Raw genomic sequence first — 21,422 nt, forward strand, 5'->3', positions numbered from 1 at the left:
TTGCGTGTCCCCAGTCAGTGCAGCCCCATCGCCTCGCGCACTTCGTCGAGGATGTGGTGCATGGCGCGTTCTGCCACGGCAGTGTCTCCGCCGGCCACGGCGGCTGCCACATCCTCGTGTGCCTGCAGCGCCTCGGCCCGCGGCTTGAACGGCATGAGCCCCTGCCGGGTGCGGCTGGTCAGGACCTCCGCCACCATTCCCTCCAGCGCCCGGAACATTTCGTTGCCGCAGCTGCGCAGCAGCAGTTGGTGGAACGCGATGTCGGCGGCAAGGAAAGCCTGCAGGTCCCCGGCTTCCCCCAGCCGGCGGAGGTCCCCGGCCAGGGAGACCAGCTGTGCGCGTTCGGCGGCGCTGGCCCGGCGTGCGGCGCCGGCGGCAGCGATGGGCTCGACGGCGATGCGCAGCTCGGTGAGGCTGCTGTACTGCAGCTCCCGCCGGTCCGAGGCCAGCCGCCACCGCACCAGCTTCGGGTCAAAGACATTCCATAACGACGGGTCCTGTATCACGATGCCCACCCGCCGCCGGGAGTAGACCAGGTTCATTGACTCCAGGACTTTCATGGTGTCCCGGGCAACGGTGCGCGAAATTCCGTAGTCGTGCTGCAGGCCCTCAAGGGTAAGCCTGCTTCCCGGCGCGAGGCGCCCGGAGGCGACAGCGACCCCCACCGCCTCCAGCACCCGTTCGTGCATGGCCGGGGAGGACCCGCCGTCGTGCATTTCATCGCCATCCTGGACTGTCGCCGTCGACATTCTTTCCCCGTTCGCTCATGCGCCGCTGCGCCCTCCCAGAATACCGGGGATTGGACCAAAGGTATGACTTGTGACACGAATAGATAGCATCTTTTGGACAGAAAGGTGATACCTTATCGCTTGGCCCGTTTCAGACGGGTCCACCGCGAGCTTCTTCGAAAGCCAAAGACGTCTTCTCCGGAGGTATGACATGCAGTATCCAGCCACGCACCTCGTGGTCATGGGCGTTGCCGGTTCCGGCAAATCCACCCTGGCCGCGGCCCTTTCCCGCCAATTGGGCTGGGCATGCGCCGAAGCGGACGAATTCCACCCCGCCGCAAACATCGCCAAGATGAGCCAGGGCATCCCCCTCCAGGACGAAGACCGCTGGCCGTGGCTGGAGGAGATCCGTGACTGGATGACCGCCCAGGCTGCCGCCGGCAAGAGCACGGTCCTTACCTGTTCCGCGCTCAAGCGTGGCTACCGCGAGCTGTTGTCCGGCGCCCAGGGCCGGGTCATCTTCCTCCACCTGGACGGCGGGGCGGACCTGATCAGCGAGCGCATGCAGGGCCGGGAAGGGCATTTCATGCCGCCTACGCTGCTGCCCAGCCAGCTGGCTACCCTGGAGCCGCTGACCCAGGAAGAGATCGCCGCCGGCAGTCTCCGCCTCGACATCTCGCGCTCACCCGAAGAGCTGGTCGCCGCCGTCGTACAGGCCCTCAACCTCCCCACCGGCCAGGCGCCCGGCGCGTCCTGACCCCCCAAATCCCCAACCCTGTTTCAAAGGAGAACCATGACCATCGAAGGATGGACCCAGACGATGGGCGCAGGTCCGTTGCTGCTCATCGCCGCGGCGGCAATTCTCGTGCTGCTGTTCCTGATCATCCGGCTGCGGATCCACGCCCTGATCGCCCTGATCCTCATCAGCCTCGCCACGGCCTTCGCCACGGGAATCCCCGCCAACAAGGTGGTACCCGTCCTGGTTGACGGCTTTGGCACCACCCTGGGGACCGTGGCCCTGCTGGTGGGCCTGGGCGCGATGCTCGGCCGAATCGTGGAAACCAGCGGCGGCGCCAAGGTCCTGGCCGACTACCTGATCGGCATCTTCGGTGAAAAACGCGCCCCGTTCGCCCTGGGCCTGGCATCACTGATCTTCGGCTTCCCCATCTTCTTCGACGCCGGCCTGGTGGTCATGCTGCCCGTGGTCTTCGCCGTCGCCCACCGCCTGGGCGGGGGAGTACTCCGCTACGGCCTGCCCGCCGCCGGCGCCTTCTCGGTGATGCACATCTTCCTGCCGCCGCACCCGGGCCCCGTCTCCGCTGCCGCCTTCTTCGACGCGAACATCGGCCTGGTGCTCATTGCCGGCCTCATCACCGCCATCCCCACGTGGTACGTCACCGCCTACCTCTACGGCCTGTACACGGGCAAGAAGCTGGTCCTCCCCGTCCCCGAAATCCTGGGCCACGCCAGCGCCGAGGCCGAGGCGCACCCTCCCCGGTTCCGCACCATCATCGGCCTGCTGCTCCTGCCGCTGGTGCTGATCTTCCTCAACACCGGCCTGAACACCCTGGCTTCCTCCGGTGCGCTGGATGAGTCCATCAAGAAGGAACAGTGGTTCCAGGTCCTGCGCACCATCGGTGAAACCCCGGTAGCCCTGCTCATCGCAGTGCTCGCGGCGCTGTTCGTGCTGGGAACCCGACGGGGCCGCGACGCCGGTGCCCTGGAGAAGCTGCTCGAGTCCTCCCTGGGGCCGGTCTGCTCCGTCATCCTGATCACCGGTGCCGGCGGCATGTTCGGCGGCGTCCTGCGCACCTCCGGCATCGGCAAGGCGCTGGCGGACGTGCTGGGCAACGTGGGCATCCCGCTGATCCTGGCCGGGTTCCTGATTTCCGCCATCCTGCGCATTGCCCAGGGCTCAGCCACCGTCGCGCTGACCACCACCGCCGGCCTGATTGCTCACGCCGTGGCGGGTGGCGGCCTGAACGGCATGCAGATCGCCGCCATGGTCATCGCCGTGGCCGCCGGATCCGTGGTGGTGTCCCACGTCAACGACTCAGGCTTCTGGCTGGTGGGCCGCTTCTTCGGGATGGACGTCAAGACCACCCTGAAGACGTGGACCGTCATGGAAACCCTCATCGGCGTGATGGGCTTCGCCGTCGCCGCCGTCATCTTCCTGGTGGCCGGCGCGGTGGGCTGACCCCTCCTGTCCGGGAGCACGGCGGGGCGGCTGGTGGGAACACCGGCCGCCCCGCCGTCGTTATGCCCCTTGGTGTGCCATGCCGGTGCGCCACCCGCCGACCAAAGGACACCCCTTGACGACTCCCCGCACCATCGTGATCACCGGCGCCAGCGACGGCATTGGAGCGGCAGCCGCAAGGACGCTGGCCCAGGCAGGGGACCAGGTGGTCGTCGTCGGCCGTTCCGCGGGCAAGACCCGCGCCCTGGCCGGGGACATCGGCGCCGACCACTACCTGGCCGACTTCGCCGACCTTGCACAGGTCCGTGACCTCGCGGAGAAACTGAAGGCAAACTACCCGCGCATCGATGTCCTGGCCAACAACGCCGGCGGGATCATGGGCAAGCGGACGCTCACCGTGGACGGCAACGAGACGACCTTCCAGGTCAACCACCTGGCGCCGTTCCTGCTCACCACCCTGCTGATGGACACGCTCACCGCCAGCGACGCCAAGGTGATCAACACCTCCAGCGCCGCCAACAACTTCGGCAAGCTGGACCTCTTCGACCTCAACGCCGAGCACGGGTACAGCACCAACCGCGCCTACGGCACGGGCAAGCTCGCCAACATCCTGTTCACCTCCGAGCTGCACCGCCGCTTCCATGACCAGGGGATCACGACGGCGGCATTCCACCCGGGCGTGGTCCGCACCAACTTCGCTGCGGAGTCCGGCAGCCCGTGGCGGCACGCCTACACCACCCTGCTGAACCGCTTCATGCTCAGCCCGGACCAGGGTGCCGACACGATGCTTTGGCTCATCAACGGCACCGCCGGCACGGACTGGATTTCCGGCGCTTACTACGCCAAGCGCGCCCTGGCCAAGGCCAACGCCCAGGCCTACGACGCCGGACTGGCGCGCGGGCTGTGGGAGAAGAGCGAAGAGCTGGTCAAGGCCTTTGCCTGACCGCTGTTTCACTCACAGCCGACGCCGTCGTGGTCTGCATCCAGTCCGTAGATATCGCGGCCGATGACCTCGACCGGGCCACGGACGTAGGCCGGTCCGTTGCCGCTTCCACCTGCGCAGTCAACGTCGGAGGCGATGGGAACGCAGCCTGAGTAGTTCGGGTCGCAGCCGGGGTTCGTTCCCGGCACGGGCTGGGGTGCAGGCAGGGGCGCAGGAGCGGGAGGTGCGGCGGCCTTGGCGGCGGCCTCTGCAGCGGCCTTGGCTGCAGCCGCGTCCTGGGCCGCCTTCGCCTCAGCCGCTTGCCGGGCAGCAGCCTCTGCCGCGGCCTTATCGGCGGCGTCCTTGTCCGCTGCGTCCTTGTCCGCGGCCGCCTTGTTCGCCGCCGCTTTGTCTGCCGCAGCCTTATCTGCCGCGGCTTTCTCTGCCGCCGCCTTTGCGGCGCCCGCGGCCAGTTTGTCGGTGACCTGCCTGGACACTGAGGCCTCGAGCCACACCAGCCTGCCCGACTCGTCCTTGGTGCATATGTACGTGGTTCCGCCAGAGACCTGACGGGCATTGATGCTTGTGCAGGGTGTGTCCGCGATGGGCTTTGCAGAGGGAGTTGCCGTGGCGGATTCGGTGGCGGGGCCGGCCGCCGCGGTCAGCGAAGCCTGCGTTGTGCAGCCGGTCAGGAGCAGCAGCGCGACGGCGGCGGTCCCGGCGCCCAGGGCCTTGTTCGCGCCCTTCCGCCGGAGGCCGGCGGCCGTGGGTTCCTGTTCCCGGCGGCGGGCAGGAAGAGGAGTGGAAAAGTTACGACTGGCAGGCATGGGTCCCCCAATGGCGTGCGCTGGATGCGGATGGCACGGCCAGCGTAGCTTCGTCCATCAGGGGGAGCCGCGGTTAAGCGCAAATCTTGAGTGTTAAGCGGCAGGAGCGCTGCCCGGTTGATGCCGGACAGCGCTCCCGCCGTTCCTGCTCTGCAGCAGCGGGGTTATGTCATTGCCCTGCAGGGTGCCCGTTGTGGGTGATCGAGGCAACGGCGCCCGTCTGTTCGTTCAGCAGGACCTTGTCGTTGCGCTCATGATGGAAGTTGAACATTGCATCCACTGACCCGGCCTTCGCATCGGCCGAGGAGTCGCCGATCTGGCCGGTGTGCCAGTTGTCCTCGATGAACCTAAGGATGGAGGCCTGGTCGGTTTCGGTGTGGTCCACAAAGTTCTTCTTCGCATACGGGGAGATGACCACCAGGGGCTGGCGGGGACCCGGTCCGCAGCGGTCGGCGTAGCCGCCGGCCACGGGGACGCCGTTGGCAGCGGCGTTCAGGCACCATGCGGCGTCGTCGGTGCCGGTGGAGGCGTTCTTCGGCTGCGCGGCGGCGTGGTCGTACCAGCCGTCGGAATCGTCATAGGCGAGTACCACGGCGGTGTTGTCCCAGTTCCTGGACTGCTGGATCTGGTTGACGGTTTTGGCGATGAAGTTCTGTTCGTCGACCGGATCCGAGTAGGCGGCATGGCCGTCCTGGAACTCCGAGGCCTTGAGGAAGGACACGGCAGGCATGTTGTCGCTGTCCACCACCTTGCTGAAATCGGTCAGGTCGTACTGGTGGTTTGCCTGGCCGTCGTGCCCGATTTCCGCGTCCGATGCCGGCGCCAGGTGGTGCGGGTTGGCAGTGGAGGCGTAGTACTGGAAGGGCTGGTGGTGCGGGGAGTAGTCCACCACGGAGGCACCCGCGGCGTTGGTGTGGCTGGCAAGGCATGATGCCGGGGTGCCATCGGCAGCGGCGGCGGTGGGCGCGAAGCCGCCCTGGAACCAGCCCCAGGACGTACCCTGGGCGTTGAGCAGGTCGCCGATGTTCCGGCCGGTCATGCCGGCAAGGTTGTTGGTCTTGGCGTGGCTGTTGTTGGAGCAGTCATCGTAGACCGGGTCGGGGTCGTTGATCACTGTTCCGACGCCGTTCGCGTCGGGCTGCCGGACCGCGCTGCTTCCGGTGGCCGGCGTGGCGACGGGCTGGCCGGCGGCGGTGTATTCCTTGGCGCCGTGGGTCTGGCCCGAAATCAGGTTCAGCGCGCCGGGGGTGGAAGGACCGAAGACGGTGCTGAAGTGGTTGTCGCTCATGGCGTAGTTCTGGGCGTAGTTCCAGATGCCGGTGACGGTGTTGCCGTCGTAGTAGTCCATGGTCAGGCCGGGGCGGCCGTACTGGTTGGTGCCGCAGGCGTCGCGGCTGGTGAACTGGACGAACTTGTCCATGAGCCCGCCGTTGTAGGCGTTCTGCTCGGCCTTGTAGCCGTGGTCCTGGTCGCACGTGACGGCCTGCATCGGGGAGAGCCGTGCGGGCTGGACGGAGTTGGGGTTGTTTGGTGCCAGCAGGCCGGCGTTGGCCAGGGCATTGATGTCCCTGGGTGTGTCGTCCGCCGCCGTGAAGGAGCCGGCAGGGGAGCCTGAGCCCTGCAGCGCCTCACCCGGAGTGTTTGCCGCTTTGGGATAGGTGGCGAAGTAGTGGTCGAATGACACGTTTTCCTGGAAGAGGACCACGACGTGCTTGATGGGCGTCGCCGTGCCGTTTGGGGTGCCGGCGGCGGTGGCCGGCACAGCACTGACGCCGACCAGTCCGGCCGTCACTGCCGAAGCAGCCAGGACGGCCGCGCCGGTGGCCGCAGCAACTCTATTTCTGGTGAATCTCGGTGCGGTAAAAGGCATGGGGTATCCAATCGTTCCTGCTCGAATGCATTGCCGCCGAAAGCGGCAGGTGCCGGGGGTGCTACTTGGAGGTGGCGTCGGCCTCGTAGGTGAGGATCTCGGTGCCATTGCCTTCGTCGCCGTTGTCGGGGGCCACCGTCATGCTCAGGTGGTTGCCGTCGGCGGTCATTTTGAACGGGTTGCGGGTGGCCACGTGCCCGGCAGTGGACCACTGCTGGAACGGGACCTCACGTGTCACCTGATGGGATTTCAGGTCGATCATTGCCATGCCGCCCTGTTCATAGGTGGCTGCTGTCCCGCCGGCGGACGGAGTCTGCGGAAGGTTGGTCACTCCGGCGCAGAGCATCCTGGCATTGGGGACGTACTGGCAGTCCTGGTAGTCGATGAAGTAGTTCGGGTTCTCCCAGGTGGACAGCTCCTTGCCCTGGAGGTCCCATTCGGCGAACCGACGGGAACCCCAGGTGTTGCCCACGAGGTGTCCGGTCTGCTTGTCCAGGACGATGCCGCCGAAGTGGTCTTTGACCTCAAACTGCTTGTGCACGTCCAGGGTCTGTGCGTCCACCTTGTAGATGATGGCGCTGCTGTCCGGCCGGTACTGGGCTACCGGAACCCACACGTTGGTGCCGTCGAAGTCGATGCCGCCCGGGTGGTACATGTCGCCCTCGCCCAGGATGATGTCCTTTTGAAGGTTGCCGGCCTTGTCCATGACAAACAGGTGGCCGATGCCTTTGCCGGGCGTGCGGTCGTACCCGCCCTGGGGAGTGGGGTACTTGACGGTGGGTTCGAGGATCTGCACGGCCGAGAGGAAGATGTGGTCCTGGCTGTAGGCGATTCCCTCGGTGTGGTAAGTGGGGAAGTTCAGCTTCAGCCTGGACGTTTGCTGCCAGGCGGTGTTGCGGGTGACGGAGTCGAACGCGGTGGCCAGGTCAGTGTCCGTGTCATGGTGGGTTCCGGCTGCGGGACTGGTGCCCTGCGCCGGGACGGTGGCCTGTGCTGCGGCGGTTCCGCCGGCCGCGCAGGCGGCAACGATGAGGGAGGCGGCCAGTGCCAGGGCACGCCGGTTGGGTTTGGGGCTCATGGTGGGGGGCCTCTTAAGGTTGGGGTCTCAACAGGAGCTCTCAAGTTACTAATGGGTAATGAACCGGGAATGGCGGAACGGTGAACTGCCGCTGTCGCAGGACTGACCGGTTGGCGCCGGCGGCTGCCCCGGCACCCTAACGGCTGTTGCGCGCGAGCGCCTCTCCGATGATGCGGGCACCTTCCGGGTAGGCGCCGGGGTTCGGTCCTGAGTAGTTGAGGCGGATGAACGCGCCGGCGGGCTCGGCGGGAAACCACTCGGTGCCGGCGGCGATGATCACGCCGGCGTCCCCGCAGTCACGCACCAGCCGTGGAAGGTCCGTGGTGTCCGGCAGCCGCAGCCACAGGTTCAGTCCGCCCCTTGGCAGGTTGTCGAGGTGTGCCTGCGGAACGTGCTCCCGGATGCTGGCGGCCAGCAGGTCCCGGCGGGACTGCAGTTGCTGGCGGAGGCTGCGCAGGTGGGTCTGCCATCCGGGTTGCGTCACCACGTCCAACGCCGCTGCCTGCAGGAGTCCGCTGACATACATTGACTCAGCGGCGCGGTGGCCCAGGATGCGTTCCCGCGCCGGCCCGCGCACGATCACGGCGGCAATGCGGATGGCCGTGGACACGCTCTTGGTCAACGACCTGATGTAGACCACATGGCCGGAATCATCCTGCGTGGCCAACGGGACGGGGTTCGAGGTGATGCCGAAATCGTGGGCCCAGTCATCCTCCACCAGGAAAGCGCCACGCCGGCGGGCAATGTCGAGGATCTCGTCGCCCCGGCCCGCCGCCCACTGCGCCCCGGTGGGATTCGCATAGTTAGGCTGCACGTAGAACGCCCGGGCCCCGGTCTCGGCAAAGGCACGGTCCACGTCGGCGGGGTCCGGGCCATCGGGCCCCGTGGGCACCGGGACCACCCGCACCCCGGTCTGGGCGGCGGCCAGGATGGCACCCCAATACGACGGCGACTCCATGAGCAGAGGCTGTCCCGCGCCCACCAGTGCGCGGAAGATGGAGCTGAGTCCGCTTTGGCTGCCCGGCAGGACGATGACGTCGTTTGGCGTTGGGGGCGTAATTCCCACCGGGGTTGCCGAGCCCAGCTCCTGGGCGAACCACTGCTGCAGTTCGGGCATGCCGGCGGCGGGCGGCCGGGACAGGGCGGCGTCGCCGCGGGCGGCGCGGGCCAGCGCGGACCGGACCAGCCGTTCCGGCAACAGCTCGCGGTCCGGGTAGCCGGAGTGGAACCAGATGGCCTCGCCGGGGACACTGCGCATGGTGCCCGACGACGGCGGCAGCGGAGATGACGGCGAGCGCAGCGCTGCGGTCTGCCAGCCATAGTCCGACGGGCGTGCGGTGCGGACGGCACGGACAAACGTCCCGACGCCGGGCCGGCTTTCGATCAGGCCCTGCGAGGCCAGCGCCTGCAGGGCCTTCTGGACCGTCACCGGGCTCGCCTGGTACTCGGCCACCAGCGAGCGGGTCGACGGCAGTTTGGCGCCGGGCGCCGCTCCCGCAAGCCATTGCCGGAGTGCCGTCGCGATCCGTGAACTGCTATCGTTGTTCATGAAAGAACATAGTAGCGCTACTGTCCTTGATGGCCCACTGATACTGCCCCGGCCGTCCACCGGGATCTGGTGGGGCCTGCTGGGCGTCGCGGCCTTCTCCTTCACCGTTCCCTTCACCCGCGTGGCCGTGGCCGCGATCCCGCCGCTGTTCATCGGTTCCGGCCGGGCCGTGGTGGCCGCTGCCCTTGCCGCCGCAGCGCTCGCCATCACCCGCCAGCGGCTGCCCCATCCAGGGACCTGGCTGCGCCTGGCGCTCGTAGCCGGCGGCGTCGTCGCCGGCTTTCCGCTGCTTACTTCCTACGCCCTCACCGCCGTGCCCGCCGGGCACGGCGCCGTGGTCATCGCACTCCTGCCCGCCGCCACGGCCACCGTGGCCGTGCTGCGCACAGGCGAGCGGCCACCGGCCCTCTTCTGGGCCGTGACGGTGCTTGGCTCCCTGGCAGCCATAACCTTTGCCGTCCTGCAGTCCGGGGGAGCGGGACAGTTGCACTGGGCGGACCTCCTGCTGCTGGGCGCCGTTGCCTGCGCTGCGGTGGGGTACGCGGAGGGTGGCCTGCTGGCCCGCGAACTGGGCTCCTGGCAAACCATCACCTGGGCGCTGGTCCTCGCCGCGCCGGCAATGCTGGTCCTGGCCGTTGTCTCCGTCCAGGGCCAGCCGCCGTCGGCCACTCCCGCCCAATGGGCCGCGTTCGGCTATCTGGCAGTGGTCAGCATGTTCCTTGGCTTCTTCGCCTGGTACCGCGGGCTGGCCACCGGCCCCATGGCACAGGTGAGCCAGATCCAGCTGCTGCAGCCGGTAATGAGCATCTGCTGGGCCGCGCTCCTTTTGGGCGAGGCACTGACCTGGACCACGGTGGCGGGCGCCCTCGCCGTCATCCTCTGCGCCGCCGCGGCCGTCCGCATCCGGCTCAAACCAACCTCCTAGCCGCACGAAAGGCCACTCCCATGTACATTCCCGCCCACTTCGCCGCCCGGCCCGGCGCCATCCGGAACCTCCTGGCACACGCCGGTGCCGCCAATCTCGTCACCATGACCGACGGCGGCCTGCTGGCAACGCTGCTGCCCGTCGCGTTCAACCCTGCGGTGGGGGAGCATGGCGCACTGCAGGCGCACATGGCGCGGAACAACCCGCAGTGGTCCAGCGCTCCCACCGCGGAGGCGCTCGCCATCATCCAGGGCCCGGATGACTACATCTCGCCGTCGTGGTATCCCGCCAAAGCAGAGCATGGCCGCGTTGTCCCCACCTGGAACTACAGCACCGCCCACGTCTACGGCGAGCTGGTGGTCCATGACGACGCCGGCTGGCTGGCACGGCATGTGCGGCACCTGACCGGCCTGCACGAGGGCGGCCGGCAGGATCCGTGGACTGTGGACGACGCCCCGGAGAAGTTCATCGCCGGGCAGCTGCGCGCGATCGTGGGCGTGGAACTGGTGATCACCAGGATCGAAGCGAAGGAGAAACTGAGCCAGAACCGCTCCGATGCCGACGCCGCGGGGGTGGCGGCGGGCCTCCGGGCCGACGGGCGGGAAGCCGGAGCGGCCGCCGTCGAACGCGTCCGCCCCTGAGTCCCGGGAATCAGGCGGGCGCTAGGCTGTCCGTTCCAGGAGCACCATCACCTCGTAGTGCGTGGTCTGCGGGAACATGTCCAGGACCCGTGCCCGCCGTGCAGTGAAGGACGGGAGCGCGGCCAGGTCGCGGGCCAGCGACTGGGCGTTGCAGCTGGAGTACACCACGTGCTGCACGTCCGAGGACTCCAGCCAGCCGCACAGCTCCTTGCCGATGCCGCGCCGCGGCGGGTTCACGATCACCAGTTCCGGCGACTGCTCCGCGGCGAGGGCGAACGCGGTGGCGTCCCCGGCGTGGAACTCCATGCCCGCCAGGCCTGCCTCGTCACTGCTGAGCCGCGCCGAGACGATGGCCTCGCTGCTGGCTTCAATGCCGGTAACCGTCCGGGACGGGGCAGCGCTGTGCAGGGCGAAGCCGCCCACGCCGCAGTACAGGTCCCACACCGAGCCCGGCGCCAGTTCGTTGACCCACTCGCGCCCCTGCCGGTACAGGGCCGCGGCCATGCCGGTGTTGGTCTGGAAGAAGCTCTGGGGCCTCAGGTGCAGGTTGATGTCATTGACCCGCATCTCCAGGGTGGACTGCTCCGTCAGCAGGATCTCGCGGTCGCCTTCGAGTACGGCCTTGTGCTCCGGAAGCAGGTTGACGGAGACCACCTTGACCTGCGGCAGGTCGGCCAGGAGCTCCGGAAGGTGCTTCCGGATCCGCGGCAGCACCTGTTCCGATCGAAGCACCAGGCGGAGCATCACGTCACCTGCCGGGGATTCGGTGATGATGACGTGTTTGAGTTCACCGGTCCGGCGTGGAACGTCGTAGGGGGTCAGGCGGAGGCGGCGGATGTAGGTGGCCAGCACCGGGAAGACGGCCCGCAGGCCGGGGGAGCAGACGCCGCACTTGCGCAGGTCCACGCCGTGGCCGTCGGCGTCGAGGATTCCGATGGTGGGGTTCTGCGCCGTCCCGCCGATCACCATCTTGGCCTTGTTGCGGAAGCCGGACTCCTGGCTGGCCACGGGCTCCAGCCACTCCAGCGAGGCGTGGTCGGACAGGAGGCCCTGGCAGTGCAGCTGCTTGCCGGCGAGCTGTTCGCCGTACGGCCTGCCCATCTGGGTGCAGGAGCGGCAGGTGCCGGCATCAAAGTAGGAACAGCGCATGACTGCACAAGTTTACCCGGTCGCCTTCCCGGCCAGGACGGGAAGGCGCGACGGCGGCACCCGGCCATGTGCCGCCGTCGTACCTTCCATCGGGGCTCCAAACGTAACTCCGTGCAATATGAGCATGCTTCCATGCTTTTGATGCTGCTAAATTCGGCAGCCGTGCTACTTTCGGCACTGACACCGTGCATTTCTTCGTTTGGAGACCCGTGGAACCCACACCCCCGCTCACCCTCGATCCACGGCCTGCGGCGCCGCAGCCCGTGGAGTCCGCCCTCCGCCGTTCCATGGGGCCGCGCCATCTGGTCATGATCGCCATGGGTGGGGTGATCGGCTCCGGCCTCTTCGTCAGCTCGGGCTACACCATCTCCCAGGCCGGCCCGCTTGGCGCCGTCATCGCGTACCTGGTGGGCGCCTTCGTGGTGTACCTGGTCATGGCATGCCTGGGCGAACTCGCCATCGCCTATCCCGTGTCCGGCGCCTTCCATATCTACGCAGCCCGCTCCATCGGACCGGCCACGGGGTTCGCCACGGCCTGGCTGTACTGGCTGTGCTGGGCCGTGGCCATCGGCTCAGAGTTCACCGCGTCCGGGCTCCTCATGCAGCGCTGGTTCCCCGACGTCGACGTGTGGGTATGGTGCCTGGTCTTTGCCGCCATCCTCTTTGGCTTCAACGCCGTCTCCTCCCGGTTCTTCGGCGAGGCCGAGTTCTGGTTCGCCATCGTTAAGGTGGCCGCCATCATCGGCCTGATCGTCCTGGGCGGGGCGGCGCTGTTCGGCTTCCATCCGCTCAGCAGCGGCGGCAACCACCCGCTCCTGCTCCAGAACTTCGCCACGGAATCGGGGCTCTTCCCCAACGGATTCACCGGCATCCTGGTCACGGTCCTGGCCGTCTTCTATGCCTTCTCCGGGTCGGAACTCATCGGCGTCGCCGCCGGTGAAACCAAGGACCCCGCAACCGCCATTCCCAAGGCCATGCGCACCACCGTGATCCGGCTGCTGATCTTCTTCGTGGGCGCCATTACCGTTATCGCCGCCACCATCCCCTACACGGAAGTGGGGCTGGACGAGAGCCCGTTCGTCACTGTCTTTTCCGCCATCGGCGTGCCGTTCGCCGCGGACATCATGAACTTCGTCATCATCACGGCCCTGCTGTCCGCCGGAAACAGCGGCCTCTACTCCTGCGCCCGGATGCTGTATTCACTGGCCGACGAAGGGCAGGCACCACAGGCCCTGAAGAAGCTGAGCCGCCGGGGCATCCCCCTGGTTGCGCTCTCCGTGAGCATGGTGGGCGGCCTCGCTTCCCTGCTCAGCAGCGTGGTGGCCCCGGAAACGGTGTACCTGGTCCTCGTCTCCGTGGCAGGCTTCGCCGTGGTGGGGGTGTGGATGTCCATCACCGCCTCGCACTACTTCCACCGCCGTGCCTTCATCCGCGACGGGGGCGACCTCTCCACCCTCGCCTACCGGGCGCCCCTGTTCCCGCTGGTCCCCATCCTCGCGTTCTCCCTCTGCGTCATCTCCCTGGTCGGCATCGCGCTTGACCCGGCCCAGGCGGCGGCGCTCTACTTCGGCATCCCCTTCGTCGGCGCCTGCTACGCCTACTTCCACTTCCGGCACGGACGCAGCGCCGCGCGGGCAGGCCGGTAGGCAGGGCACGGACGACGACGGCAGCGCCGCGGGTGGAACGAGCAGCGCCCGTGGAACAATGGGGCCGTTGTCAGCAGCCGGGAGGGCAGGAAAGCGTGGAATCAACCGCCGAGGCGTCCTCGATGGCGCAGGGACTGCGGATCCTGCGGCACGTGGTGGAACGGGAAAAGCGGGGGCAGGCGCCGCTGGGCGTTTCCCAGCTCGCCGCGGAGCTCGGCATGGAACAAAGCCGGGTGTCGCGCCTGGCCCAGGAGCTGTGCGGCCTGGAACTGCTGGAACGCTTTGACCGCGGACCATTCCGGACAGGCCCCCGCTTCTTCAGCCTGGCCTCCGCCTTGAACACGGGCTGGGTCCGGGAGGCGAAGCCGCTGCTCGAGGAGCTGGTTGCCGGGCTTGGAGTGCGGGCACGGCTTTCGATCCGCGACGGGTACCGGGTCATCCTGCTCCGCGCCTCGAGCAATGAAGCCGTGCCCGGCAGTTTCGTGGTGCCCGGCATGGTCACGCCCGTCTGGTGCACCGGCGCCGGGAGGGCCCTGCTGTGGGACTTCGACCGGTCCGCCCTGGCGGACCTGCTCGCGGACGTGAATTACATCGGCATCGGCGGACCGGGCGCTGCCCACACCACCGACGGCATCTGGGACCTGCTGGTGCGGGACCGCACTGCCGGCTTCATCGCCGCCGAGGAGGAGTTGGAGCACGGCGTGGTGGAGCTGGCCGTGCCCGTGCGGGACGCCGGCGGTTCCATCATGGGGGCGCTCAGCGTGCTGGGCAGCCGGGGAGAGTTCGGGGCTGATTTCGCCACGGCGGCAGCTGTGCTTTCGTCCGCCGCCACGCGCCTCGGTGCAGCCGAAACCTGACACTCAGCTCCGGTAGCCGAGCGTCGACTCGAGCCAGGATCCCTGGGCCACCAGGGCAGCTGCGCATGATTCCCGCCGCGGTTCCAGCCGGTCCTTGATGCCCACGATCTGCAGGGCCGCCACCACGTCGCCTTTGAAGTCGCGGACCGGTACGGCCAGGGAGTACAGCCCGGGCTCGGCTTCTTCATCCACGATCGAGTATCCGCGGGCGCGCGCGGTTTCCCGCCGCACCAGGAACTCATCCACGCCTGCAGGCGTGTTGGGGCCGTGGCGCGTGAATGCGACCTTTGAAAACACGCTCCGGACATCCTCTTCCGGTGCTTCCCACAGGACCGCCTGGCCGGCGTCACTGCAGTAGGCAGGATAAGGGCGGCCCAGCCATGAACCCACCAGGTTGCTGCCGGCCGGGACGCTCTCACCGATGGTCACCGTGCTGTCGCCGCGCAGCACTCCAAGGAAGCACGCCTCATTGGTCCCGGCGGCCAGGGCGTCCAGGGCGGCGGCGCCGTCGGCCTGGAGTCGGCGTTCGGTCAGGAGCTGCGCGTCGGTGTAGACCGACCAGTCCAGGACGTAGGTGCGCGCCGCAGTGCGGGCCAGGAAGCCTTCCTGTCCGCCGGTCCGCAGGCTGCGGGACACCTGGCTCCGGTCCCGGTCCAGATCGGCGGCGACCTCGGCAGCGCTGCCGCCGGGAAACCCCCGTGCGTGGCGTTCCCCAACGGCAAGCAGGGCCTGGATTCCGCGGCCCATGCTGGAGGTCTTCGACATAAAAGTGAGTCTAGCGATCCGAAAGGGGCCCTCCGGTGTGGCCGGTTGCTGGTGCCGGTAACACTCAGTAAAAGCATGAGCCCATGCCTATAGTGAACTTATGCCTCCCATTTCTTCCCTCTCCGCCGCACTGGAATCCGGTCGCACCCTGATTGCCGACGGCGCCCTGGCCACCGAGCTGGAGGCGCGCGGCTGCAACCTGGACGACCCTCTGTGGTCGGCCAAGGTCCTGCTCGAGCAGCCCGGGCTTATCCGGGACGTGCACCGCGACTACTTCGCGGCGGGGGCGAACATCGCCACCACGGCCAGCTACCAGGCAACGCCCCGGGGGTTTGCGGCACGGGGCATGGCTGAGGAGGAAGCCCTTGACCTGGTTGCACTGTCCGTACGGCTGGCGGATGAAGCCCGGCGGGAGCACCTGATGGAGCATCCGGACGCCGGGCCGCTGCTGGTGGGGGGCTCCGTGGGCCCGTACGGCGCCTACCTCGCGGACGGCTCGGAATACCGGGGGGACTACAGCCTCGCCCCCGGCGAGTTCGAGGAGTTCCATGCTCCCCGCGTAGCGGCACTGGTCAAGGCCGGCGTGGACTTCCTCGCCTTCGAGACGCTGCCCTCCTTCGCCGAGGCGGAGGCCCTGCTGGCACTCAGCCGGGAACACGGCGTCGACACCTGGTTTTCCTTTTCCCTCCGCGACGGCGGCCACATCAGCGACGGCACGCCGCTGGCCGATGTGGCGCAACGCGTGAACGGGCACCCGCACGTTGCGGCGGTCGGAGTGAACTGCGTGCCCCTTGACCTGGTAGGCCCGGCGCTCGCCGCCCTGCGCCTGCACACGGAGATACCCCTGGTGGCCTACCCGAATTCGGGGGAGACCTACGATTCCGCAACCAAGACGTGGAGCCAGGCAAGCGGAGGGTACGGCGGCTCGGCCGGGGGAGGGGCGCCTGCAGGCCTTGCCGCCGGTGCCGGTGAATGGCAGCAGGCGGGCGCACGCATCCTGGGCGGCTGCTGCCGGACCACTCCCCGGGACATCGCCGCATTGGCCGCGCAGGCGTAGCGTTCCGGGAACACTGCCGCCTCCACGGGTGTTAAACCCAGTGGAGAAGCGAACAATGGACACCAGAACTTACACAGCACTTGTCATACCGGCCGGCAATGCCGAGCCCATCCGCCTGGAGCAGGTGGACGCGGACCTGAAGGCCCTTGAAGCCCTGGTGGGCGGCCCGCTGGAATCGGTGATCCGCGGCGACTGGCATGTCTACCTCAACGCGGAAAGCGTCACGAGGCTCCTGCCGGTCAACTTCCGCGCGGGGCAGCTGATGCACGAATGCGGCCTGGACCTTGACGGGATCCGCGGCACCGCAGTGTTCCTGGGCCGTGGCGAACACGGCACCGAGGCAGACCTCCCCGAGCACCTGGAGCGGCTCGTGGAGGAGCTTTTCGGAGCATTAGCCGCCTAATCCCTGGCGCGTACCCCGTAGGTGCTTAGCACGTTGCCCTTGCTGGTTGCCGACTGGTCCTGCAGCACCAGGCGGGTCAGTGGGTCGCCGTCCTCGAACAGCCGGCGGCCGCTGCCGGCGATCACCGGGTGGGTCATCAGCTGCAGCGAGTCCAGCAGACCGGCGAACAGCAGCTGCCGCACCACGGAGATGCTTCCGCACACGGCGATTTCCCCGCCGTCGCGTTCCCTTAACGCGCCCACGAACTCCGTCAGCGGCGCGTCCATCACCCGCGAGTTCTGCCATTCCAGCGGTCCCGTCAGCGTGTGCGATGCAACGAACTTCTCCACGGGGTTGATGAACGCGGCAAAGTCCTGGTCCTGCGGGGCGGTGGGCCAGTAATCCGCCCACTCCTGGTAGCTCACGCGGCCCAGGATGACGGTGTCCACGGTGTTGATCATCCTGGCCAGGCCCGTACCGAGCTCCTCGTCGAAGCTGTCGAACTGGAACTTGAAAGGTTCGGACACCACCCCATCCACGGAGTGGAACAGGCCGGCAGTGACTTTGCGCATGGGAGCCTCCAGATAATATGCGGACAGGCCTTACGGTATTCGGCCAAGTCCTGTGCGGGAAGGGTTTTGGGCCGGTCGTTTCGGCCCCCGGATCCGGACGACGCCGGCAGTCACGTTAGCTTCATCACTCGCCGTGTTGTCTTGCGCAGTTTCGAACCTGCCGGGCCCCATACTGGTGAGTGAACGGCTTTCGCCGTCCCCCGGCCAGGCAGGAGGAAGTGCATGGAAACCCTGAAAAAAGTCGTGACCAACCAGTATTTCCCTGCCGGCGCCGTGCTGTCTGCCGTCCTGCTGTTCTGGGTTGTCGCCATGCTGGGCGGGCTGTCGCTGCTCAACAACAACCAGCCGCCGTTGACCACCCTGACCTGGATGCTGTTCGTCTACGCCGCAGCTGTGCTGACGCCCCTCGCGGGACTGCTGGCCGCCGCCGACCTGGTGCGGCGCTGGCGCCGCAACCGTGCTGCCGTCCCGGCCCCCTCCGCGGCCGCCGGCACGGTCAACGTTCCTGCCGGTGCCGGGGAATCGGGCCAGCCCGCCCAGCCCCAGGCTTCCCAGTCCCAGAACTCCCAGCCCGCGCCGGCCAAGCCGCAGCGCCCGGGCCGCCAGGAAGCAGCCTGACCCCGGAGTCTTCCGGCTACCTGCCTTTCAGCGCGTTGAGGGCCTCTTCCGCGTGGTGCAAAGCCTGGTGCAGCCTGTCGCCGGGTTCCGGCAGCGAGAACATGTACCCCTGCAGTGAATCGCACTCCAGCGCCGTCAGGTAGTCCGCCTGCGCCGCCGTCTCGATGCCCTCCGCCGTCACGGTCAGGCCCAGGCTGTGCGCCATGTTGATCATGGAGCTGAGGATGGGCAGGCGCTCATTGCCGGTCCGCACCATGGACACGAAGGTCTTGTCGATCTTGACGGTGTCCACGGGCAGGTCCTGCAGCCGGCCCAGCGAGGAGTAGCCGGTGCCAAAGTCATCCAGTGCCACCCGGGCACCCGCGTCCCGCAGTGCGCTGAGCTGCTGGATCAGGCTGCAGTCGGCGTCGAAGAATACGCTCTCGGTAACTTCCACGACCAGCTGGTAAGGCGCTACACCGCTGGCTTCCGCCAGTCGCAGGACGTTCCCGGCGAAATCGGGTTCCTGCAGTTGCACGCCGGAGACGTTCACGGCCAGGGACCGTGACGGATCCCCGCTGAGCCACTGTGCCAGCTGCACCATTCCGGTGGCCATCACCTCGGCCCCGATCTCGCCGATCAGCCCGGTGCGCTCGGCGAGTGGGATAAAGATCGACGGCGGTATCCGCTCGCCGCCCCGGTCCCACCTGGCCAGCGCCTCCATTTGGACCACCTGCCCCATGCGGTGCGAGACGATCGGCTGGAAGTCCACGGTGATTTCACCGCGGGGCACGGCCAGCTGGAGCCCGCTTTCCATGTGCGTCCGCTGCACCAGCGCCTGCATCATGTCCGGGTGGAACCGCAGGAACCGGTTCTTGCCGGCGGCCTTGGCGGCGTACATCGCGATGTCCGCATGCCGCAGCAGTTCGGAAGGGCCCACGCTGTCCTGGCCCAGGGAGGCGAGCCCCAGGCTCAGGCTGGGGCGGAGGACGGTGCCGCCGATAGTCACCGGGACGTGCAGGCAGCGCACAATGCACGCCGCGATTGCGTCGGCGTCGGGGCAGGCAGTCAGGAGCACCACAAACTCGTCGCCGCCCAGCCGGGCCACGACGTCGGCCGTGGGAACGCAGCCGCGGAGCCGGCGTGCCACCTCGATGAGCATGTCGTCGCCCGCCTGGTGGCCAAGGATATCGTTGACTTCCTTGAAGTCGTCGAGGTCCAGGAGCAGGACATCCACCGTCTTCAGCCGCGGTTCCTGCAGGGATTCGGCCAGGGCATCGTTGAAGACGGCCCGGTTGGCGAGCCCGGTCAGCGGGTCCTGGAAGGCCATGGCGCGCAGCTTCTCAGCCTGCACGGCGAGGTCCATCATGGCCTGCTGTGCCTGCTCCTGAGCTCTCCGCCGCGGCGTCACGTCGCGGAAGCTCCATACGCGGCCCACAATTTTCTCGCCCACGCGTTGCGGGCGGGAATAGCGCTCCAGGGTGCGGCCGTCGCGGAGTTCCACCACGTCGTGGCTTTCGCCTGCCGGGTCCTCCTGGACTTCGCCCAGGCGCGCGACGAAGGGCACTGGATCTGCGATCTGCGCCATGACCAGCCGGAGCGCCGGCTCCTCGCTGTCGGCCTCCATCATCTCGGGAGGGATGCCCCACATGGTGAGGAACTGGTCGTTGAATCCGGCCACGCTGCCGTCGGTGGCGATGACCAGGATGCCGTCTGCGGTTGATTCAAGGGTGGCCGTCAGCAGGGACATGGCCTCGCGGAGGTTGGCGTCGGCCGTCTTGCGGTGCGCAGTGCCGCGGGCCGAAAGCAGCAGCCGTGCGCCGGCCGGGTCCTGCCCGGGGAGGACGGCCACGGCCAGTTCAACGGGGACCTCGGTTCCGTCCCCGCGCAGGGCGCTGATTTCCAGCGGCGGTGGATGCTCTTCCGGGTGGGTGAGGAGCTGGTGCAGCAGGTGGGCCACGTCGTCGCGGAAGCCCTCGCCGATCAGAAGCCGGTGGTCCAGGCCTGCGAAGGCGTCCCGGGGCAGGCCAAACAGCCGTGCCGCTGCCGCGTTTACCGCCAGGACGGTGCCGTCCGCAGCCAGGGCCATAAGCGCATCCGGACTTGCGTCCATGACACCGCCAAAAGTTTGTAATGCCACATTGTTGTCACGGCCCGAAAAACCGGTCATCACACCACCCCTTCGCAATCATAAAGGCCGCAGGGGGAAATTGGGCCGGTCACCCTAACTTCATGTTGGTCCAGCAAAAACCTGGCCCCGGACGTAAAAAGCGCCGGACCCCACAATGGGGTCCGGCGCCTCTTACTGATGAATATGGGAAAGCGGCTACACCCGGCGGCCGCTGCGGTTGGTGACGGCGCCGTAGATCAGCAGCACGATGATCGAGCCGAGGATGGCCAGCAGCCACGTCCTGATGTCGAAGAATTCGGCCAGTCCGCCGCCGAAGATCAGTGATCCGATCCAGCCGCCCAGGATGGCCCCAACGACGCCGAGGACCATCGTGATCACCCAGCCGCCGCCTTGGCGTCCCGGCAGGATGGCCTTTGCAATGGCTCCAGCAATCAGGCCCAAAATGAGAAATCCAATAATGCCCATGTTGCCACTCCTTGTCAGTAAGTTGTACCGGGCCCCCATTTCCGGTTCCCTCATTCAATCAGCAGGCTTACTACTCTGCAAGGCTTTCAATATCACAGGATGACTGTCAGTTTGACCCGAATTCGGGAAATTTTTCTCCGCCGGTAAAGCGGCTGCAGCTAGGATTGGATGTCCCTGCATCTGGTGAAGGAGCTCCGGCATGTCCAGCCACACCCAGCGGCCGCGAGCCATATTCCTTGACATCGACGGCACCTACGCCGATCACGGGCTTGCTCCGGAGGTCCATGTGGACGCCGTCCGGACCGCCCGGAAGCGGGGCCACCTGGTGTTCGTCTGCACCGGACGTCCCCTGTCCATGGTGCCCGGGCACATCCTCGAGGCAGGATTCGACGGCACCATTACCGGAGCCGGTGCCAGGGTGGAGGTCAGCGGTGAAGTCCTCAAGGACACCCGCTTTGAGCCGGAGTTGGCGGCACGCATCGTCGAAACGCTCGACGCGCACGGTGCCGCCTACATCCTGGAAGCGCCGGAGGCCCTGCATGGCCGCACGGGCGTGGACCGGCGGCTGCGGGAGGTCCTTGGGCCCATCTTTGCCGGCCGGCCGCAGCATGACGGCGTCCTCAGCACGGATGTTGATCCGCTCGAGGACATCCTGGGGCCCATGCAGTACAGCGACGACCTCCGCGCCACGTCCTACGCCAAAATCTCCTGCTTCGATTCACCGGTGCCGCTGAGCCGCCTGATGGAAACCTTCGGCCCCGGGGTGGGGCTGATTCCCAGTTCGCTGTCGGCGCTGGGCGAGCGTGCCGGGGAGATCTACATGGCGGGCACCCATAAGGCCGTGGGTATCCAGGTGGTGGAGGCCCGGCTCGGCCTGGACCGGGCAGACATCGTGGCCATCGGCGACAGTGCCAATGACGTCGAGATGCTTGAGTACGCGGGCGTGGGTATCGCCGTGGAAGGAGGCCATCCCTCCGTTCTTGCCGTAGCGGACAGGGTTACTGCCGCGCCGGCCGGTGGCGGCGTTGCGCTGGCCTTCGCCGAGCTGGGGCTCCTGGGCTAAG

Annotated in this window: 21 protein-coding genes; 11 read left to right on the plus strand and 10 right to left on the minus strand. The window is 67.6% G+C overall.

Annotated elements, in window-relative coordinates; all coding sequences use genetic code 11:
- Positions 1 to 14 precede the first annotated feature (14 nt).
- Positions 15 to 749, minus strand: a complete 735-nt coding sequence (locus VIK36_RS06060) for a FadR/GntR family transcriptional regulator (protein WP_324644502.1) — start codon at positions 747 to 749, stop codon at positions 15 to 17.
- A 190-nt stretch (positions 750 to 939) separates the two neighbouring features.
- On the opposite strand from VIK36_RS06060, the gene VIK36_RS06065 reads away from it, so the two are divergent.
- The 3 genes from VIK36_RS06065 (at position 940) to VIK36_RS06075 (ending at position 3,868) form a co-directional block, all read left to right on the plus strand.
- On the plus strand, positions 940 to 1,485 hold the full coding sequence (locus VIK36_RS06065) for a gluconokinase (protein WP_255174788.1): 546 nt from the start codon (positions 940 to 942) through the stop codon (positions 1,483 to 1,485).
- 36 nt (positions 1,486 to 1,521) lie between these two features.
- Positions 1,522 to 2,925, plus strand: a complete 1,404-nt coding sequence (locus VIK36_RS06070; protein WP_324644503.1) for a GntP family permease — start codon at positions 1,522 to 1,524, stop codon at positions 2,923 to 2,925.
- 79 nt (positions 2,926 to 3,004) lie between these two features.
- Positions 3,005 to 3,868, plus strand: a complete 864-nt coding sequence (locus VIK36_RS06075) for an SDR family NAD(P)-dependent oxidoreductase (RefSeq protein ID WP_420716250.1) — start codon at positions 3,005 to 3,007, stop codon at positions 3,866 to 3,868.
- Positions 3,869 to 3,876: 8 nt separating this feature from the next.
- Here the strand turns inward: VIK36_RS06075 and VIK36_RS06080 are convergent, their stop codons facing one another.
- From VIK36_RS06080 to VIK36_RS06095, 4 genes are all read right to left on the minus strand, one after another.
- The gene (locus VIK36_RS06080) at positions 3,877 to 4,674 is read right to left on the minus strand and encodes a hypothetical protein (protein WP_324644505.1); all 798 of its coding nucleotides are present in this window, start codon (positions 4,672 to 4,674) and stop codon (positions 3,877 to 3,879) included.
- A 169-nt stretch (positions 4,675 to 4,843) separates the two neighbouring features.
- Entirely contained in the window at positions 4,844 to 6,544 is a 1,701-nt protein-coding gene (locus tag VIK36_RS06085; protein ID WP_324644506.1) for an alkaline phosphatase family protein, read from the minus strand.
- A 61-nt stretch (positions 6,545 to 6,605) separates the two neighbouring features.
- The gene (locus VIK36_RS06090) at positions 6,606 to 7,622 is read right to left on the minus strand and encodes a DUF6454 family protein (protein ID WP_324644507.1); all 1,017 of its coding nucleotides are present in this window, start codon (positions 7,620 to 7,622) and stop codon (positions 6,606 to 6,608) included.
- A 136-nt stretch (positions 7,623 to 7,758) separates the two neighbouring features.
- The gene (locus tag VIK36_RS06095) at positions 7,759 to 9,171 is read right to left on the minus strand and encodes a PLP-dependent aminotransferase family protein (protein WP_324644508.1); all 1,413 of its coding nucleotides are present in this window, start codon (positions 9,169 to 9,171) and stop codon (positions 7,759 to 7,761) included.
- On the opposite strand from VIK36_RS06095, the gene VIK36_RS06100 reads away from it, so the two are divergent.
- Together VIK36_RS06100 and VIK36_RS06105 are read left to right on the plus strand one after the other, a co-directional pair.
- Positions 9,170 to 10,096, plus strand: a complete 927-nt coding sequence (locus VIK36_RS06100; RefSeq protein ID WP_324644509.1) for a DMT family transporter — start codon at positions 9,170 to 9,172, stop codon at positions 10,094 to 10,096. The two genes, VIK36_RS06095 and VIK36_RS06100, sit on opposite strands and share 2 nt — an antisense overlap.
- Positions 10,097 to 10,116: 20 nt before the next feature.
- Positions 10,117 to 10,737, plus strand: coding sequence for an FMN-binding negative transcriptional regulator (locus tag VIK36_RS06105; RefSeq protein WP_324644510.1), 621 nt, complete (start codon positions 10,117 to 10,119; stop codon positions 10,735 to 10,737).
- A 21-nt stretch (positions 10,738 to 10,758) separates the two neighbouring features.
- Here the strand turns inward: VIK36_RS06105 and rlmC are convergent, their stop codons facing one another.
- Positions 10,759 to 11,886, minus strand: a complete 1,128-nt coding sequence (gene rlmC, locus VIK36_RS06110; protein ID WP_324644511.1) for a 23S rRNA (uracil(747)-C(5))-methyltransferase RlmC — start codon at positions 11,884 to 11,886, stop codon at positions 10,759 to 10,761.
- A gap of 209 nt (positions 11,887 to 12,095) precedes the next feature.
- Between rlmC and VIK36_RS06115 the strand changes: the two genes are divergently transcribed.
- Positions 12,096 to 13,532: an amino acid permease gene (locus VIK36_RS06115; protein ID WP_324644512.1), complete on the plus strand. Its 1,437-nt coding sequence runs from the start codon at positions 12,096 to 12,098 to the stop codon at positions 13,530 to 13,532.
- Between the two features lie 95 nt (positions 13,533 to 13,627).
- Positions 13,628 to 14,389 carry an IclR family transcriptional regulator gene (locus VIK36_RS06120; RefSeq protein WP_324644514.1) on the plus strand — a complete coding sequence of 254 codons (762 nt, stop codon included), beginning with the start codon at positions 13,628 to 13,630 and terminating at the stop codon, positions 14,387 to 14,389.
- Between the two features lie 3 nt (positions 14,390 to 14,392).
- On the opposite strand, the gene VIK36_RS06125 is transcribed toward VIK36_RS06120, so the two are convergent.
- Complete coding sequence (locus VIK36_RS06125) at positions 14,393 to 15,154, minus strand: IclR family transcriptional regulator (RefSeq protein ID WP_324644515.1); 762 nt, start codon at positions 15,152 to 15,154, stop codon at positions 14,393 to 14,395.
- 100 nt (positions 15,155 to 15,254) lie between these two features.
- Between VIK36_RS06125 and mmuM the strand changes: the two genes are divergently transcribed.
- Both mmuM and VIK36_RS06135 read left to right on the plus strand, forming a co-directional pair.
- Complete coding sequence (gene mmuM / locus VIK36_RS06130; RefSeq protein WP_255174801.1) at positions 15,255 to 16,211, plus strand: homocysteine S-methyltransferase; 957 nt, start codon at positions 15,255 to 15,257, stop codon at positions 16,209 to 16,211.
- 55 nt (positions 16,212 to 16,266) lie between these two features.
- Positions 16,267 to 16,614 (plus strand): DUF3846 domain-containing protein, encoded by a 348-nt coding sequence (locus tag VIK36_RS06135; protein ID WP_324644517.1) that lies wholly within the window; start codon positions 16,267 to 16,269, stop codon positions 16,612 to 16,614.
- On the opposite strand, the gene VIK36_RS06140 is transcribed toward VIK36_RS06135, so the two are convergent.
- On the minus strand, positions 16,611 to 17,165 hold the full coding sequence (locus VIK36_RS06140; RefSeq protein WP_255174803.1) for a dihydrofolate reductase family protein: 555 nt from the start codon (positions 17,163 to 17,165) through the stop codon (positions 16,611 to 16,613). The two genes, VIK36_RS06135 and VIK36_RS06140, sit on opposite strands and share 4 nt — an antisense overlap.
- Before the next feature lie 222 nt (positions 17,166 to 17,387).
- On the opposite strand from VIK36_RS06140, the gene VIK36_RS06145 reads away from it, so the two are divergent.
- Complete coding sequence (locus VIK36_RS06145) at positions 17,388 to 17,783, plus strand: hypothetical protein (protein ID WP_255174804.1); 396 nt, start codon at positions 17,388 to 17,390, stop codon at positions 17,781 to 17,783.
- 16 nt (positions 17,784 to 17,799) lie between these two features.
- Here the strand turns inward: VIK36_RS06145 and VIK36_RS06150 are convergent, their stop codons facing one another.
- Both VIK36_RS06150 and VIK36_RS06155 read right to left on the minus strand, forming a co-directional pair.
- Positions 17,800 to 19,875, minus strand: a complete 2,076-nt coding sequence (locus VIK36_RS06150) for a putative bifunctional diguanylate cyclase/phosphodiesterase (RefSeq protein WP_255174805.1) — start codon at positions 19,873 to 19,875, stop codon at positions 17,800 to 17,802.
- Positions 19,876 to 20,088: 213 nt separating this feature from the next.
- Positions 20,089 to 20,358, minus strand: coding sequence for a GlsB/YeaQ/YmgE family stress response membrane protein (locus VIK36_RS06155; protein WP_043452229.1), 270 nt, complete (start codon positions 20,356 to 20,358; stop codon positions 20,089 to 20,091).
- 199 nt (positions 20,359 to 20,557) lie between these two features.
- Between VIK36_RS06155 and VIK36_RS06160 the strand changes: the two genes are divergently transcribed.
- Positions 20,558 to 21,421: an HAD family hydrolase gene (locus tag VIK36_RS06160; protein WP_324644518.1), complete on the plus strand. Its 864-nt coding sequence runs from the start codon at positions 20,558 to 20,560 to the stop codon at positions 21,419 to 21,421.
- Position 21,422 lies beyond the last annotated feature (1 nt).

It is taken from the genome of Pseudarthrobacter sp. LT1 (assembly GCF_035621795.1).
GTDB lineage: Bacteria > Actinomycetota > Actinomycetes > Actinomycetales > Micrococcaceae > Arthrobacter.